This is a genomic window from Roseovarius sp. AK1035 (assembly GCF_003288315.1).
Lineage (GTDB): Bacteria > Pseudomonadota > Alphaproteobacteria > Rhodobacterales > Rhodobacteraceae > Roseovarius > Roseovarius mucosus_A.
On sequence record NZ_CP030099.1, the window covers coordinates 3,965,461 to 3,980,063 of the forward strand.

The 14,603-nt window shown below is 64.4% G+C and carries 13 protein-coding genes; 10 read left to right on the forward strand and 3 right to left on the reverse strand.

The window, feature by feature from the left end; genetic code table 11:
- Window positions 1–135 precede the first annotated feature (135 nt).
- The 8 genes from miaA (at window position 136) to RAK1035_RS18940 (ending at window position 8,303) form a co-directional block, all read left to right on the forward strand.
- Window positions 136–1,023, forward strand: coding sequence for a tRNA (adenosine(37)-N6)-dimethylallyltransferase MiaA (gene miaA, locus RAK1035_RS18905; RefSeq protein ID WP_008280461.1), 888 nt, complete (start codon window positions 136–138; stop codon window positions 1,021–1,023).
- Between the two features lie 137 nt (window positions 1,024–1,160).
- Window positions 1,161–2,015 carry an FAD binding domain-containing protein gene (locus RAK1035_RS18910; protein ID WP_008280462.1) on the forward strand — a complete coding sequence of 285 codons (855 nt, stop codon included), beginning with the start codon at window positions 1,161–1,163 and terminating at the stop codon, window positions 2,013–2,015.
- Window positions 2,016–2,027: 12 nt separating this feature from the next.
- Window positions 2,028–2,522, forward strand: a complete 495-nt coding sequence (locus tag RAK1035_RS18915) for a (2Fe-2S)-binding protein (RefSeq protein WP_008280463.1) — start codon at window positions 2,028–2,030, stop codon at window positions 2,520–2,522.
- Window positions 2,519–4,936 carry an aerobic carbon-monoxide dehydrogenase large subunit gene (locus RAK1035_RS18920; RefSeq protein ID WP_008280464.1) on the forward strand — a complete coding sequence of 806 codons (2,418 nt, stop codon included), beginning with the start codon at window positions 2,519–2,521 and terminating at the stop codon, window positions 4,934–4,936. The genes RAK1035_RS18915 and RAK1035_RS18920 overlap by 4 nt, the downstream gene beginning before the upstream one ends.
- A gap of 67 nt (window positions 4,937–5,003) precedes the next feature.
- Window positions 5,004–5,882 (forward strand): AAA family ATPase, encoded by an 879-nt coding sequence (locus RAK1035_RS18925; RefSeq protein ID WP_008280465.1) that lies wholly within the window; start codon window positions 5,004–5,006, stop codon window positions 5,880–5,882.
- The gene (locus tag RAK1035_RS18930) at window positions 5,879–7,060 is read left to right on the forward strand and encodes a vWA domain-containing protein (protein WP_008280466.1); all 1,182 of its coding nucleotides are present in this window, start codon (window positions 5,879–5,881) and stop codon (window positions 7,058–7,060) included. Before RAK1035_RS18925 ends, RAK1035_RS18930 begins: the two co-directional genes overlap by 4 nt.
- Entirely contained in the window at window positions 7,057–7,824 is a 768-nt protein-coding gene (locus RAK1035_RS18935; protein WP_008280467.1) for an XdhC family protein, read from the forward strand. The genes RAK1035_RS18930 and RAK1035_RS18935 overlap by 4 nt, the downstream gene beginning before the upstream one ends.
- Before the next feature lie 29 nt (window positions 7,825–7,853).
- Window positions 7,854–8,303, forward strand: coding sequence for a CoxG family protein (locus RAK1035_RS18940; RefSeq protein ID WP_008280468.1), 450 nt, complete (start codon window positions 7,854–7,856; stop codon window positions 8,301–8,303).
- On the opposite strand, the gene RAK1035_RS18945 is transcribed toward RAK1035_RS18940, so the two are convergent.
- Together RAK1035_RS18945 and RAK1035_RS18950 are read right to left on the reverse strand one after the other, a co-directional pair.
- Window positions 8,300–8,722: a GlcG/HbpS family heme-binding protein gene (locus RAK1035_RS18945; RefSeq protein ID WP_008280469.1), complete on the reverse strand. Its 423-nt coding sequence runs from the start codon at window positions 8,720–8,722 to the stop codon at window positions 8,300–8,302. The genes RAK1035_RS18940 and RAK1035_RS18945 overlap by 4 nt on opposite strands.
- A gap of 12 nt (window positions 8,723–8,734) precedes the next feature.
- On the reverse strand, window positions 8,735–10,861 hold the full coding sequence (locus tag RAK1035_RS18950; protein ID WP_008280470.1) for a malate synthase G: 2,127 nt from the start codon (window positions 10,859–10,861) through the stop codon (window positions 8,735–8,737).
- A 111-nt stretch (window positions 10,862–10,972) separates the two neighbouring features.
- Between RAK1035_RS18950 and RAK1035_RS18955 the strand changes: the two genes are divergently transcribed.
- Window positions 10,973–11,752: an IclR family transcriptional regulator gene (locus RAK1035_RS18955; RefSeq protein WP_008280471.1), complete on the forward strand. Its 780-nt coding sequence runs from the start codon at window positions 10,973–10,975 to the stop codon at window positions 11,750–11,752.
- A gap of 5 nt (window positions 11,753–11,757) precedes the next feature.
- Here RAK1035_RS18955 and xseA read toward each other — a convergent pair whose 3' ends face one another.
- A complete protein-coding gene (xseA, locus tag RAK1035_RS18960) occupies window positions 11,758–13,245 on the reverse strand; it encodes an exodeoxyribonuclease VII large subunit (RefSeq protein WP_008280472.1) in 1,488 nt (495 codons plus the stop codon).
- 81 nt (window positions 13,246–13,326) lie between these two features.
- On the opposite strand from xseA, the gene purD reads away from it, so the two are divergent.
- Window positions 13,327–14,589 (forward strand): phosphoribosylamine--glycine ligase, encoded by a 1,263-nt coding sequence (purD, locus tag RAK1035_RS18965; RefSeq protein WP_008280473.1) that lies wholly within the window; start codon window positions 13,327–13,329, stop codon window positions 14,587–14,589.
- Window positions 14,590–14,603 lie beyond the last annotated feature (14 nt).

Sequence of the window (14,603 nt, forward strand, 5' to 3'; positions counted from 1 at the left end):
TCTCCGTTCGGTCGTGTCAATCTCGCGCAAAATGTCGCAAATGCCGCCCATGTGCAATCGCTGATCACCCCGTTTCGCGGGGAAAAGGCGGCAAACCGCCTCGCCAAACCGCGCGATTGGCGCTAACCGGGGCCTATGAGCCTGCCCGTTGAGATCCACCCTGACCGCCCCGTCTTGATCGCTGGCCCCACCGCCAGCGGCAAATCGGCGCTCGCGATGCATATCGCGCGCACCCAAGGTGGCGTCATCGTCAACGCCGACGCCCTGCAAGTCTATGAAAACTGGCGCATTCTCAGCGCAAGACCCAGCGCCGAGGACACAGCAACCGTTCCCCACCGCCTGTATGGGCATATCGGCGCGCAGGACGACTATTCCACCGGCCATTGGCTGCGCGAGGTGGCAGCAATCCTCCAGACGCCGGTACGCGCGATCATCATCGGCGGCACCGGCCTCTATTTCAGCGCGTTGACCGAAGGTCTGGCCGAGATTCCCCCAACCCCACCCGCTTTGCGCGCCGAGGCCGATCACCTCATGGCCACACAAGGGCTATCCACACTCCTTGCCGCCCTTGATCCCACGACCCTTGCGCGCATCGACACCCGCAACCCCATGCGCGTCCAGCGCGCGTGGGAGGTGCAGCGCGCCACAGGTCACGGACTGGCCGCATGGCAGGATGACACGCCGCCGCCCCTTCTGCCACTCACCGCCTGCACCCCGCTTTTGATCACCGCCAACAAGGATTGGTTAAATGCCCGCATCGCCCGCCGCTTTGACGCCATGCTCGCCGCCGGGGCGCTGGACGAGGTGCGCGCCAATCTGCCCCTCTGGAATCCTGCCCTGCCCTCGATGAAGGCCATCGGCGCGCCCGAACTCATCGCGCATTTACGCGGCGAAATGACGCTCGATCAGGCGCGCGAGGCCGCCACCATCGCCACCCGCCAATATGCCAAACGCCAGCGCACATGGTTCCGCGCGCGGATGCGGGCATGGCAGCCGATAGAGGCCGAAACGCTCACCGCCTGAAACGCTCGCATTTCGTGCAAGCATTTCGCATTTCGTGCAGCGAACCACGATTTTCAGGACTTGTGAGGCGACAAATCTCCCCTGCCCTCTCCAATTCCGCCCAAGGCCGCCCGGCCCCGTCTTTGGGAGGAGACCACATGATTCCAGCCGCATTCGAGTATCACCGCCCCGGTGATCTGCCCGCCGCCCTCGCCCTCTTGCAACAACACGGCGACGAGGCCCGTGTTATCGCAGGCGGTCACAGCCTCATCCCGATGATGAAGCTGCGCATGGCCGAGGTGCCGCACCTCATCGACTTGCAAGCGATCGACGCGCTGCGCGGGATCACCATGGATGGCAGCCGCATCACCCTTGGGGCCATGGTCACGCAGGCCGAAATCATCGCCCATGCTGGTCTGACCACCCACGCGCCCATCCTGCGCGAAGCCGCCCTTCAGATTGCTGATCCGCAGGTGCGCGCCATGGGCACGGTCGGCGGCAACGTCGCCAATGGCGATCCCGGCAACGACATGCCCGGCCTGATGCAATGCCTGAACGCCACATTCCACGTCACCGGCCCTGAGGGCAGTCGCACCATCCCCGCGCGGGAATTTTACGAAAGCGCCTATCTCACCGCCCGCGAGGATGACGAAATCCTGACCGCAGTCAGCTTTGACGCGCCCACCGGCGGGCAGGCCTATGAGAAACAGAAACGCAAGATCGGCGATTACGCCACCGCCGCCGCCGCCGTGATCCTCACCCGCTCGGGCGATCACTGCACCGCCGCGTCCATCGCCATGACCAACCTGTCGGACACGCCCATCTGGGCCGAGGCAGCAGGCAATGCCCTCATCGGCACCGCCTGCGGCGAAGATGCCGTCATCGCCGCAATCACCGCGATGCAAACCGCCATCGACCCGTCAGAGGACAATCGCGGACCGGTCGAATTCAAACGCCACGCGGCAGGCATCATCCTTGCCCGCGCCATCGCCCGCGCTTGGTCGCGCGCCTGAGGAAACGCACCCATGTCCAAGAAAATGCAAATCACCCTCACCGTGAACGGCACCCGCCATGAATTGCTGGCAGAACCACGCGAGCTTTTGATCCATGTCCTGCGCGAACGCCTCAATATCACCGGCCCGCATATCGGCTGCGAAACCTCGCATTGCGGGGCCTGCACCGTGATTATGGGCGACCGGTCGATCAAATCCTGCACCGTCTTCGCCGCTCAGGCAGACGGGGCCAGCATCACCACCATCGAAGGGCTCGGAAGCCCCGATGCGCTCCACCCGCTGCAAGAGGCGTTTCGCGAACATCACGGGTTGCAATGCGGCTTTTGCACGCCGGGTATGATCACCCGCGCGGCACAACTGCTCAAGGAAAACCCCGACCCCACCGAAGAAGAGGTGCGCTTTGGCATGGCGGGCAATCTCTGCCGCTGCACCGGCTATCAAAACATCGTCAAATCGGTGCTCGCCGCCGCTGCCACACTCAATTCCTCCAAGGAGGCCGCAGAATGAACGATCTGACGCCAGACCGCGACGACCGCACCGCCAAGCTCAAGGGCATCGGCTGCGCCCGCAAGCGCGTCGAGGATGCGCGATTTACCCAAGGCAAGGGCAATTATGTCGATGACATCAAGATGCCCGGCATGCTCTTTGGCGATTTCGTCCGCTCGCCCTATGCCCATGCCCGCGTGAAATCCATCGACACCTCCGCCGCCATGGCGCTTGACGGCGTGGTGGCTGTGCTGACGGCCAAGGACCTCGAACCGCTCGGCCTGCACTGGATGCCCACCCTTGCGGGCGACAAACAGATGGTGCTGGCCGATGGCAAGGTGCTCTTTCAAGGACAAGAAGTGGCCTTTGTCGTCGCCCGCGACCGTTACGTTGCCGCCGACGCTGTGGAACTGGTCGACGTCGAGTATGAAGAACTCCCCGTCATCACCGACCCGTTCGAGGCGCTCAACTCCGACACAGTGCTGCGCGAGGATCTCGTCCCCGGTGCCGATGGTGCCCACGGCCCCCGCCGCCACCCCAACCATATTTTCCTGTGGGAACAGGGCGATAAATCCACCACCGAAGAGGTGATAGCCTCCGCCGATGTGGTGGCCGAGGAAATGATCTATTACCACCGCACCCACCCCTGCCCACTGGAAACCTGCGGCTGCGTCGCCTCCATGGACAAGGTGAATGGCAAGCTCACGCTCTATGGAACCTTTCAGGCCCCGCATGTGGTGCGCACCGTGGCCTCCTTGCTGTCGGGCATCGACGAACACAACATCCGCGTGGTGTCGCCCGACATCGGCGGCGGCTTTGGCAACAAGGTGGGCGTTTATCCCGGCTATGTCTGCTCGATCGTCGCCACCATCGTCACCGGCCTGCCGGTGAAATGGGTCGAGGATCGGATGGAAAACCTGATGGCCACCGCCTTCGCCCGCGACTACTGGATGAAGGGCAAGATCGCGGCCACCAAAGAGGGCAAGATCACCGGCCTCTGGTGCCATGTCACCGCCGATCACGGCGCGTTCGACGCCTGCGCCGATCCCACCAAATTCCCGGCCGGATTCTTTCATATCTGCACAGGCAGCTATGACATCCCCGTGGCCTACGTGGGCGTCGATGGCGTCTATACCAACAAGGCTCCGGGCGGCGTGGCCTATCGCTGCTCCTTCCGCGTGACCGAGGCCGCCTATTTCATCGAGCGCATGATCGAAATACTGGCCATTGAACTCGGCATGGACGCGGCAGAACTCCGCCGCATCAACTTCATCCGCGCCGACCAATTCCCCTATCACTCAGCGCTTGGCTGGGAATATGACAGCGGCGATTACCACACCGCCTGGGACAAGGCGCTCGAGGCTGTGGATTACGCCGGGCTGCGCGCCGAACAGGCCGAACGCATCGAGGCCTTCAAACGCGGCGAAACCCGCAAACTGATCGGCATTGGTCTGACGCATTTCACCGAAATCGTGGGGGCCGGCCCGGTCAAGAATTGCGACATCCTTGGGATGGGCATGTTCGACAGTTGCGAAATCCGCATCCACCCCACCGGATCGGCCATCGCCCGCCTTGGCACCATCTCTCAGGGTCAAGGCCACGCCACCACCTTTGCCCAGATCCTCGCCACCGAAATCGGTATTCCGGCGGATAAGATCACCGTGGAAGAAGGCGACACCGACACCGCGCCCTACGGCCTTGGCACCTATGGCAGCCGCTCTACCCCCGTGGCAGGGGCCGCCACAGCGCTCGCCGGTCGCAAAATCCGCGCCAAGGCGCAGATGATCGCGGCCTATCTGCTAGAGGTCCATGACGATGACGTCGAATTCGACATCGACCGCTTCGCCGTCAAAGGCGCGCCGGAACGGTTCAAGACCATGGCCGAGATTGCCTATGCCGCCTATCATCAGGCCATTCCCGGCGTCGAGCCGGGGCTGGAAGCGGTCAGCTACTACGATCCGCCCAACATGACCTATCCCTTCGGGGCCTATATCTGCGTGATGGAAATTGACGTCGACACCGGCGAAACCCAAATCCGCCAGTTCTACGCACTTGACGATTGCGGCACCCGCATCAACCCGATGGTGATCGAAGGCCAAGTGCATGGCGGCCTGACAGAAGCGCTCGCCATCGCCATGGGACAGGAAATTGCCTATGACGAGATGGGCAATGTCAAAACCGGCACGCTGATGGATTTCTTTATCCCCACCGCGTGGGAAACGCCGCATTACACCACAGATCATACGGAAACCCCCTCGCCACACCACCCCATCGGGGCCAAGGGCGTGGGTGAGAGCCCGAATGTCGGCGGTGTTCCGGCCTTTTCAAACGCCGTGCATGATGCGCTGCGCCCCTTTGGCCTGCGTCAAAGCCATATGCCGCATGATCATTGGCGCATCTGGCGCGCAGCCCATGACCTCGGGCTGCATGGCTGAGGACGGGACCGGGGGCCAGCCCCCGGACCCCCGGAGTATTTGCACCAAAAAGAAACAGGGAGACTGCATGCAAGGCTGGCGCGATCTGCAACAGGGCATGACAGATCATGGCTATATCGCAGGTGACGATTTGGCCATGGCGCTGCATATCGCCCTGTCACTGGAACGGCCCCTCCTGCTGGAAGGGGCAGCAGGCGTCGGCAAGACCGAGGTGGCGCGTGTGCTGGCCGCGATGAAATCCGCGCGCCTGATCCGCCTGCAATGCTACGAAGGGCTCGACGCCGCCCAAGCCATCTATGAATGGAACTACCCCCGCCAACTCCTCGCCATCCGCGCCGCCTCAGAGGGCGGCGAGACCGGCGCAGGCGTGGAAGCGCGAATTTTCTCTGATGATTACCTCTTGGAGCGGCCCCTGTTGCAGGCCATCCGGCAGGCAGAATCGCCGGTCCTGCTGATCGACGAGATCGACCGCGCCGACGAGGAATTCGAGGCCTATCTTCTTGAAATCCTGTCCGAGTTCCAGATCACCATCCCCGAAATGGGCACTCTTACCGCCACCGCGCGCCCGATGGTGATCCTCACCGCCAATGGCACCCGTGACCTTTCGGATGCGCTGCGCAGGCGCTGCATTTATGCCCATGTCGATTACCCGGACCGCGCCGCAGAGCTTGCAATATTGCAAAGCCGCTGTCCGCAGATCGACCAGCACCTCACCCGCCAGATCGTCAGCTTCGTGCAGGCCCTCCGCCGCGAGGACCTTGAGAAAACTCCCGGCATCGCCGAAACCCTCGATTTCGCTGCGGCTCTTGCGGGCCTTGGCATCAACGATCTGACCCACGATCCGGTGATCTTGCAAGCCGCGCTTGCGACCCTGCTCAAGACGCAAACAGACCGCGCCAATATCACCACCGAAGTGGCGCAACGCCTCGCAGGGCAGGCCGCATGAGCCGCGTCACCCGCTTTGCCGCCCGCGATCCGGGGCCATCCGCACGTATCGCGGGCTTCATCGCCCATCTGCGCGCCAATGGCCTGCGGTTAGGCGTGGGCGAAACACAAACAGCCCTTACAGCCCTCAGCCATATCAACGCGGCCAACCCCGACGAGACCCGCCGCGCCCTCAAATCAGTCTGCGCCAGCACCGCCGATGAGGTGGCCCAGTTCGACGCGCTCTTTGACAGCTATTGGCTGAACGCAGGCCGCGTGCGCGAGAAATTCGCCCCGTCAGAGCGCAGCGGCAATGCCCATAGCCGCAACAGCCGCGATGCCAGCGGCGAAAACAGCACCGCGCGCGGGCAAATCCACGCCCCCGACGATGGCAGGGGTGCGGCCCATGGCGACGGCACCGGCACGCTCATCGCCAGCCGCACCGCAAGCCTGATGCATCACGACATGCGCAAACTGGTCAGCCCGCAGGATATTGCCGAGGCTGAATCCATCGCCCGACGCCTTGCGCAATCCCTCGCCTACCGCCGGTCCCGCCGCCGCCGGGCCGCCCATCGGGGCGATCAGATCCACTTTCGCCGCCTCATCCGCGCCAGCCTTGCCACCGGGGGCGAACCCCTGACGCTCCCGCGCAAGAAACGCCCGGATCGTCAGATGCGGATCGTCGCCCTCTGCGATGTCTCTGGCTCGATGACGATCTATGCGCGGGTGTTTTTGGCCTTTCTCACCGGCCTTGTTCGCGCCGATGACGCCACGGATGCCTGGCTCTTTCATACCCGCCTTGTGCGTATTTCGGACGCGCTGCGCGATCCTGACCCACTGCGCGCCCTCAACCGCCTGTCGCTTCTGGCCGATGGCTTTGGCGGCGGGTCCAAGATTGGCGCATCGCTGGCAGATTTCGCCCGTGGCCCCGCGCGGCACGGCGTCAATTCCCGCACGGTCGTGGTGATCCTGTCGGACGGCTATGACACTGACGCGCCCGCCGCCCTGACCGAGGCCCTCATCCGTCTGCGCAAACGAGGTGGGCGGATCATCTGGCTCAACCCCTTGAAAGGTTGGGCAGATTACGCGCCCGTCACCGCCGCCATGGCCGCAGCCCTGCCGCATCTCGATCTCTTTGCCGCGGCCACGACGCTGAACGATCTGGCGGCCCTCGGCCCGCAGCTGGAGCGCCTGACATGATCTCTGACACGCTCAACACCGCCACCCACCGCCTGAACGCCACCCGCACCCCCTATGCCATTGCCACGGTCATCCGCACCGTGGGGGCCACTGCCGCCAAACCCGGCGCACGGGCGCTGATCCTCGCCGATGGCACCATATCAGAGGGCTGGATTGGTGGCGGCTGCGTGCGGGGTGCGGTGGCCCGCGCCGCCCAAAGCGCCCTCGCCGAAGGCACGCCGCGCCTCATTTCCATTCAGCCTGACGAAGACCTGACCGCGCAGGGCCTGACCCCCGGCGAACACCATCAGGGCCGCGACATCGCCCGCAACGGCTGTCCCAGCAAGGGCGCGATGGAGATTTTCGTGGAACCGGTCCTGCCCCGCCCCGAACTCGTGATCCTTGGTGCCTCGCCTGTGGCGCTTGCCCTCGCCACGCTTGCGCTGCCCTTTGGGTTTGACATCACCACACCCGATACCCAGCCCGATTCTGGCCCCCTGCCCGCCGCCAACCATGCGCGGATGGTGGTCATCGCCACCCAAGGGGCTGGCGATCTCGACGCCCTGCGCACGGCACTGGCCTCTGACGCCGACTATATCGGCTTCGTCGCCAGCCGCCGCAAATTCACAACCCTCGCCGCGCGGCTCGATGCCACGCCAGAGACGCTGGCGCGCGTCCATTCCCCGGCCGGCCTAGCAATCAACGCTGTCACCCCCGAGGAAATCGCGCTCTCAATTCTGGCCCAGATCGTCCAGCACCGCCGCCAGGGCCAGCGCCAGATCTGACATTCCCCCTAAATATCAAGGAGACCCCCATGGACCTCGCCGATGAAATCACGCTCAATGCGCCCAAATCCCGCGTCTATGCCGCGCTCAACGATCCCGAGATTCTGCGCCAGAGCATTCCGGGATGCGAGGAACTGATCAAACATTCCGATACCGAATTAGAGGCCCGCGTCGTGCTCAAGATCGGCCCGGTCAAGGCACGCTTTACCGGTACGGTCACGCTCGACACCTCGGGTGCGCCGGATGCGTTTTCATTGACGGGCCAAGGTAATGGCGGCGCTGCGGGCCATGCTAAGGGCGGCGCGGATGTAACGCTGACCGAAGAAAACGGCGTCACCACCCTGCGCTATCATGCCCGCGCCGACATCGGCGGCAAGCTCGCGCAATTGGGCAGTCGCCTCATTCAAAGCACGGCGAAAAAGCTCGCCGCGCAGTTTTTCACCAACTTTCAAGAGGTGGTCGCCCCGGCAGAGGTTTAGAGCCCCGCCAGAAACGCCGCAATACCAGCTTCTGCAACCTCGCGGTCCTGCATCGGCGTGCCCGAACTCACGCCGATGCCGCCCACAACATCGCCCTCCACAACCACGGGCAGGCCGCCGCCCACCACCATCAACCGCCCGCCAATGGCCGCCGCGATGCCATAGGCGGGCTTGCCGGGTTGGCTCAGCTCGCCATACTCATGCGTCGCTTTCTTGGCTCCGGCGGCGGTAAAGGCCTTGTCGATCGCAATGGTGATCGACGTAACCTTGCCCCCGTCCATCCGCTCAAACGCCACCAGATTGGCGCCCTCGTCGGTGATGGCGATGCACATCGGCACGCCGATCTCCACCGCCTTGGCGCGCGCTCCCGCCAAGAGCACCCCAGCGTCCGCCAGATCGAGCCTTTTTACCGTCAGCATAAACCGTTCCCCCTATGCCGCTTTGACCCCGCGCCGCGCCGCATGCAACAGCGGCTCTGTATAGCCCGAGGGCTGCTTGGCCCCTTCAAAGATCAGATCCCGCGCCGCCTTGAACGCCGCCCCATCGAAATCGGGGGCCATCGGGCGATAGGCCGGGTCCTGCGCGTTCTGCGCATCCACCTTGGGTGCCATACGCCGCAACGAGGCGTCAATCTCTTCCGCCGTGCATATCCCGTGGATCAGCCAATTGGCCAGATATTGCGACGAAATCCGCAAAGTCGCGCGATCCTCCATCAGCGCCACATCGTTGATGTCCGGCACCTTGGAACAGCCGATCCCCTGATCGACCCAACGCACGACATAGCCCAGAATCGACTGACAGGAATTGTCCAGCTCGCGCCGCACTTCTTCGCCCGATAGGTTGCGCCCCACCATCAGCGGCGGTGTCAGCAGATCAGCCCGCGCCGCGCGATCCCGGCCCTTGAGCGCCGCTTGCAGCCCGGCCACATCCACCTGATGGTAATGCGTGGCATGCAGCGTCGCCGCTGTGGGCGACGGCACCCAAGCCGTATTCGCCCCAGCCTTGGGATGCCCGATCTTGACCTCCAGCATATCGGCCATCGCATCGGGCTTGGCCCACATGCCCTTGCCGATTTGCCCGCGCCCGGTCATGCCGGCTGCAAGGCCCGCATCGACATTCCCGGCCTCATAGGCCGCAAGCCAGATAGCCTTTTGCATCTCGCCCTTGGGAATGACCGGCCCCGCCTGCATCGAGGTGTGAATCTCGTCGCCGGTCCGATCAAGGAACCCGGTGTTGATGAACACACAGCGATCCTTGACCGCCTTGATACAGGCCATAAGGTTCGCCGAGGTCCGCCGCTCCTCATCCATCACGCCCAGCTTGACAGTATTTTGCGGCAGGCCCAGCACCTCTTCGACCCGCCCATAGAGCGTATCGACAAAGGCGCATTCCTCCGGCCCATGCAGCTTGGGGATCACCACATAGACCGATCCCGCCCGCGAATTGCCCTCCGGACCGCGCGCCAGATCATGCATCGCCGCCGCAACCGTCACGGCGGCATCCAGCATCACCTCAGGCGTCTCCTTGCCATCGAGCAGCACCGCATCAGTGGTCATCAAAAGCCCGACATTGCGCACCAGCATCAGCGCACGCCCGGGATGCACCACCTCGTTCCCCTGCGGATCAAGATAGGTCACATCCGGGTTCAGCGCCCGGGTGAGCAGACGCCCGCCCTTCTCGAACCGCTCTTGCAGGTCGCCACTCATCAGACCCAGCCAATTGCCATAGACCACGCATTTATCGTCAGCATCCACCGCCGCGACCGAATCCTCGCAATCCTGTATAGCGGTCAGCGCGCTTTCGATCCGCACATCCGAAATTCCCGCCGGATCATCGCGGCCAATGGCCGACGCCCGGTCAATCACGATCTCGATCATCAACCCATTGACCCGCAGCATCACGTTGCCGCCCGCCGTAGTGCCTGCAAACTGCCCTGCGTCAGCTAACCCCGTGACGTTCCCGCCCACGGTAACACGCAACGCGCCGTCCACCTCGAACGCCGCGACATCCGCCCAGGACCCGGCGGTCAAGGGGGCCACCTTGTCCAGATGCGCCCGCGCCCAGGCAATCACTTGGCGGCCCCGCGCAGCATCATAGCCCGGCCCCTCTGCCCGGCCCGCAATCGCATCCGTGCCATAAAGCGCATCATAAAGACTGCCCCAACGCGCATTGGCGGCATTGAGCGCGAACCGCGCATTCATCACCGGCACCACCAATTGCGGCCCCGCAACCTGTGCAATCTCGGCATCCACATTCTGCGTGCCCAGCTCAAACGCCTCAGGTTCCGGCACCAGATAGCCGATCTCGGTCAGAAATTCGCGATACGCGTCACCATCAAACTGCTGCCCGCGCCGCGCGCGGTGCCAGCCGTCAATCTGCACCTGCAACTCCCGCCGCTTGGCCAAAAGGGCCGCGTTCTTGGGCGCAAGATCCCGCAACAGCGCGGCATAGCCGGACCAGAACTGATCGGCACTCAGCCCAAGCAGCACCTCATCTTCGATCAAACGGGCCAGCGGTGCGGCCACGCTCAGGCCGTGACGGTCAACATAGGTGGTCATGGTATCGCTCCAGTATTTCAGGAAATCATCGGGTTTTGCAGCTACTTCAGTGCTGCGGGACTTGTAAGAACGGGAAAAATGTTTTCCATTGTATGGAAAGGTATACCGAACATGACCGACCCCCAATCCCAAGGCGTCCAGTCCGTCGCCCGCGCCCTGCGCCTGCTGCACCTGCTCAGCCAGCAGGACGAAGGCGCGCGCGTGTCGGATTTGGCCCGGCTGGCCGGTCTTGCGGTCTCGACCACGCACCGCCTGCTGACCACGCTCGAATTGCAGCACTTCGCACAATTCGATTCAGAGCGCGCGCTGTGGCATGTCGGACGGGGCGCGTTTTCCGTTGGCACCGCCTTTGCCCGGCGGCATAATTTCGTCACCCCGGCCCTGCCGCTCTTGCGCCACCTGCGCGATGCCACGCGCGAGACCGCCAATCTCGGCATTCTCGATCAGGACGAGCTTGTGACCCTCTCACAGGTCGAAAGCCGCGAAATCATGCGCGCCATCTCGCCCCCCGGCGGGCGCGTGCCCGCCTTTTGCTCTGGCATGGGCAAGGCGATTCTCGCCACATGGCCCGATGCCGATATAGCCGAGTTCGTGGCCCGCACCGGGTTTCACCCGATGACCAAACGCTCACACCGCAGCCTGACCACAGCCATGGTCGATATCAAACGCATCCGCGCCCAAGGCTTTGCACTCGATGACGAGGAACATGTGACGGGCTTACGCTGCTTGGCCGCCGTGGTCTGGTCACCACAGGCCGAAGCGGTCTGCGCCATCTCGGTCTCGGGTCTGGCCGCACGTCTGCCCGATGCCCGGCTCGACACCGTCGGGCGTCAAGTGGCCGAGGCCGCAGCCGAACTCACCCAGCGCATTGGCGGGCAAAAACCGGACTGACCCCGTCAGAACAGGCTGCCTTGCCCCGCAGGCGGGGTCTTGGGCTTGGGCTTGGGCGCAGCGGCGGACGACCCCGACACATCAAGCACGCCATCGGCAAATTCAATCTGCAGCGCCGCCGCCCCTGCTGCCGCCGCCCGTGTCGTCATCACGGCCCCATCGCCACGCACCACCGCATAGCCACGGCTCAGCGTGGCCTTGTAACCCAGCGTCTCGCGCAACCGCTCCAGCGCCGCCAGCCGATCCTGCCAGCCCCGCACCTGCCGCCCCGCCACATCCGACAACCGCGCCGAGACCTGATCCAAATCGCGCCGCTTCTGCGCAATATCGCGGTTGAGCGCATGCACATTCAGCCGCGCCGCCGTCGCCTGCAACCGCCGCCGATCCCCTTCAACCGCCCGCCGCAACAGCGCCGGGCGCAACGCCCCCGCCGTCTCTGACAGATGCACCCGTCGCACCTGCACCGACCGGATCAGCGCCGCAGGCAGGCGCTCGCCCAAGGCATCCAGCCGCTGCCGCGGCCCATCCAGCAAAACCTCGGCCCGTGGCAAGGCCCGCGCCAGATCGCGCAACCGCTGACCGCGCAAACGCACCCCTTGGCTCAGCGCATGGCTCAGCCGCGCGCCCTGCCCCTCAACCCAGGCCAAAAGGTCCATCCGCACCGGCACCGCCAATTCCGCCGCCGCCGTCGGCGTCGGCGCGCGCTTGTCCGAGGCGAAATCAATCAGCGTGGTGTCCGTCTCATGGCCCACGGCAGAGATCAGCGGAATCGCACTTTCCGCCGCCGCGCGCACCACGATTTCCTCGTTGAACCCCCACAGATCCTCGACCGATCCACCACCGCGCGCCACGATAATCAAATCAGGGCGCGGCAGCGCGCCCCCCGGCGTCATCGCATTGAACCCCCGGATCGCCCGCGCCACCTCGGCTGCACATTTGTCACCCTGCACGGCGACGGGCCAAATCAGCACCTTGCGCGGAAACCGGTCGCGCAGCCGGTGCAGAATATCGCGGATCACCGCGCCCGAGGGCGATGTGACAACCCCGATAATCTCGGGCAGATAGGGCAGCGCCTGCTTGCGCTCGGACGCGAACAGCCCTTCCGCCGCCAGCGCCGCCTTGCGTTTTTCCAACATCGCCATCAGCGCGCCCATGCCCGCTGGCTTCATATCCTCGATGATGATCTGATAGCGCGATTGACCGGGGAAGGTGGTCAAACGGCCCGTGGCCACCACCTCCATCCCCTCTTCGGGCTGCACCGCAAGGCGCGTGGCCACACCTTTCCAGATGATCCCAGCCAACACCGCCGAATCGTCCTTGAGGTCCAGATAGATATGCCCCGACCGTGGCCGCGAAATACGGCCCAATTCGCCGCGCACCCGCACATGCGAAAACTCGCCCTCGATCATCCGCTTTATCGCCCCCGACAGGTCCGAGACGGAAAACTCCGGGGCATTACCGCCCTCTTGGGGATCGTCGATCAGATCGGACATGCGCGCGCCCCTCCTGCCTTGTGTCTGCCTGCCCGCCATCTTAGAACGCAGGCCAACCAAGGCCAAGCAGGAGTTGCCGCCATGAATATTCTCATCCTCGGATCAGGCGGGCGGGAACATGCGCTTGGCTGGGCCGTGCTGCAAAATCCCAAATGCGACCGGCTGATCGTGGCCCCCGGCAACGCGGGCATTGCAGAAATCGCCGAATGTGCCGCACTCGATATCCTCGACGGCGGCGCGATTGCAGGCTTCTGCGAGGCCGAAGCGATTGATTTCGTCATCATCGGCCCCGAGGCCCCGCTTGCCGCCGGTGTCGCCGACCGCCTGCGCGAGGCGGGATTGCTGGTCTTTGGCCCCTCCGCCGCCGCCGCCCGGCTTGAGGCGTCCAAGAGCTTTACCAAAGCCATCTGCGACGCGGCAAACGCGCCCACCGCCGCCTATGCCCATTTCACCGACCTTGCCGCTGCCCGCGCCTATGTCACGGCGCAAGGGGCCCCCATCGTGGTCAAGGCCGACGGTCTGGCCGCGGGCAAAGGCGTCATCGTGGCCATGACCGAGGATGAGGCCCTCGCCGCGCTGGAGGATATGTTCGGCGGCGAATTCGGGCAGGCCGGGGCCGAAGTGGTGATCGAGGAGTTCATGGAGGGCGAAGAGGCCAGCTTTTTCGTCCTTTGCGACGGCGAGACGGCGCTCCCCATCGGCACCGCCCAAGACCACAAACGTGTGGGCGAGGGCGACACCGGCCCCAACACCGGCGGCATGGGGGCCTATTCCCCTGCGCCCGTGATGACCGACGCCGTGACCCAACAGGCGCTCGATCAGATCGTCCGCCCCACCTTGGCCGAAATGGCACGGCGCGGCACGCCCTACCAAGGCGTGCTCTTTGTCGGGCTGATGATCAAGGACGGCACACCGCGCCTTGTCGAATACAACTGCCGTTTTGGCGATCCAGAATGTCAGGTGCTGATGATGCGCTTGGGCGCGCAGGCGCTCGACCTGCTGCTCGCCACCGCCGAAGGACGGCTGGGCGATATTTCGGTCAACTGGGCCGAAGATCACGCCCTGACGGTCGTTCTGGCCGCCCGCGGCTATCCCGGCACCTATGAAAAAGGCAGCGTCATCAACGGGCTCGAGAATTGCCCCGAGGACAGCTTTCACATGGTCTTTCACGCCGGCACCACCCGCGCAGAGGGGCAAATCACCGCCACCGGCGGCCGGGTTCTGGCCGCCACAGCCCGTGGCACCACCCTGCAAGAGGCGGCAGAGCGCGCCTATGCCATGGTGGACCAGATCGACTGGCCCGAGGGGTTTTGCCGCCGCGACATCGGCTGGCGCGCACTCTGAACTGCGCCCTGCGT

What these genes read in the sequence shown, in the direction of transcription:
- RAK1035_RS18930 (WP_008280466.1), top strand. Translation starts at nt 5,879, where the DNA reads ATGAGCCGCGTCACCCGCTTTGCCGCCCGCGATCCGGGGCCATCCGCA.
- RAK1035_RS18945 (WP_008280469.1), bottom strand. Translation starts at nt 8,722, where the DNA reads ATGCTGACGGTAAAAAGGCTCGATCTGGCGGACGCTGGGGTGCTCTTG.
- RAK1035_RS18955 (WP_008280471.1), top strand. Translation starts at nt 10,973, where the DNA reads ATGACCGACCCCCAATCCCAAGGCGTCCAGTCCGTCGCCCGCGCCCTG.
- RAK1035_RS18910 (WP_008280462.1), top strand. Translation starts at nt 1,161, where the DNA reads ATGATTCCAGCCGCATTCGAGTATCACCGCCCCGGTGATCTGCCCGCC.
- RAK1035_RS18925 (WP_008280465.1), top strand. Translation starts at nt 5,004, where the DNA reads ATGCAAGGCTGGCGCGATCTGCAACAGGGCATGACAGATCATGGCTAT.
- miaA (WP_008280461.1), top strand. Translation starts at nt 136, where the DNA reads ATGAGCCTGCCCGTTGAGATCCACCCTGACCGCCCCGTCTTGATCGCT.
- purD (WP_008280473.1), top strand. Translation starts at nt 13,327, where the DNA reads ATGAATATTCTCATCCTCGGATCAGGCGGGCGGGAACATGCGCTTGGC.
- RAK1035_RS18940 (WP_008280468.1), top strand. Translation starts at nt 7,854, where the DNA reads ATGGACCTCGCCGATGAAATCACGCTCAATGCGCCCAAATCCCGCGTC.
- xseA (WP_008280472.1), bottom strand. Translation starts at nt 13,245, where the DNA reads ATGTCCGATCTGATCGACGATCCCCAAGAGGGCGGTAATGCCCCGGAG.
- RAK1035_RS18915 (WP_008280463.1), top strand. Translation starts at nt 2,028, where the DNA reads ATGTCCAAGAAAATGCAAATCACCCTCACCGTGAACGGCACCCGCCAT.
- RAK1035_RS18920 (WP_008280464.1), top strand. Translation starts at nt 2,519, where the DNA reads ATGAACGATCTGACGCCAGACCGCGACGACCGCACCGCCAAGCTCAAG.
- RAK1035_RS18935 (WP_008280467.1), top strand. Translation starts at nt 7,057, where the DNA reads ATGATCTCTGACACGCTCAACACCGCCACCCACCGCCTGAACGCCACC.
- RAK1035_RS18950 (WP_008280470.1), bottom strand. Translation starts at nt 10,861, where the DNA reads ATGACCACCTATGTTGACCGTCACGGCCTGAGCGTGGCCGCACCGCTG.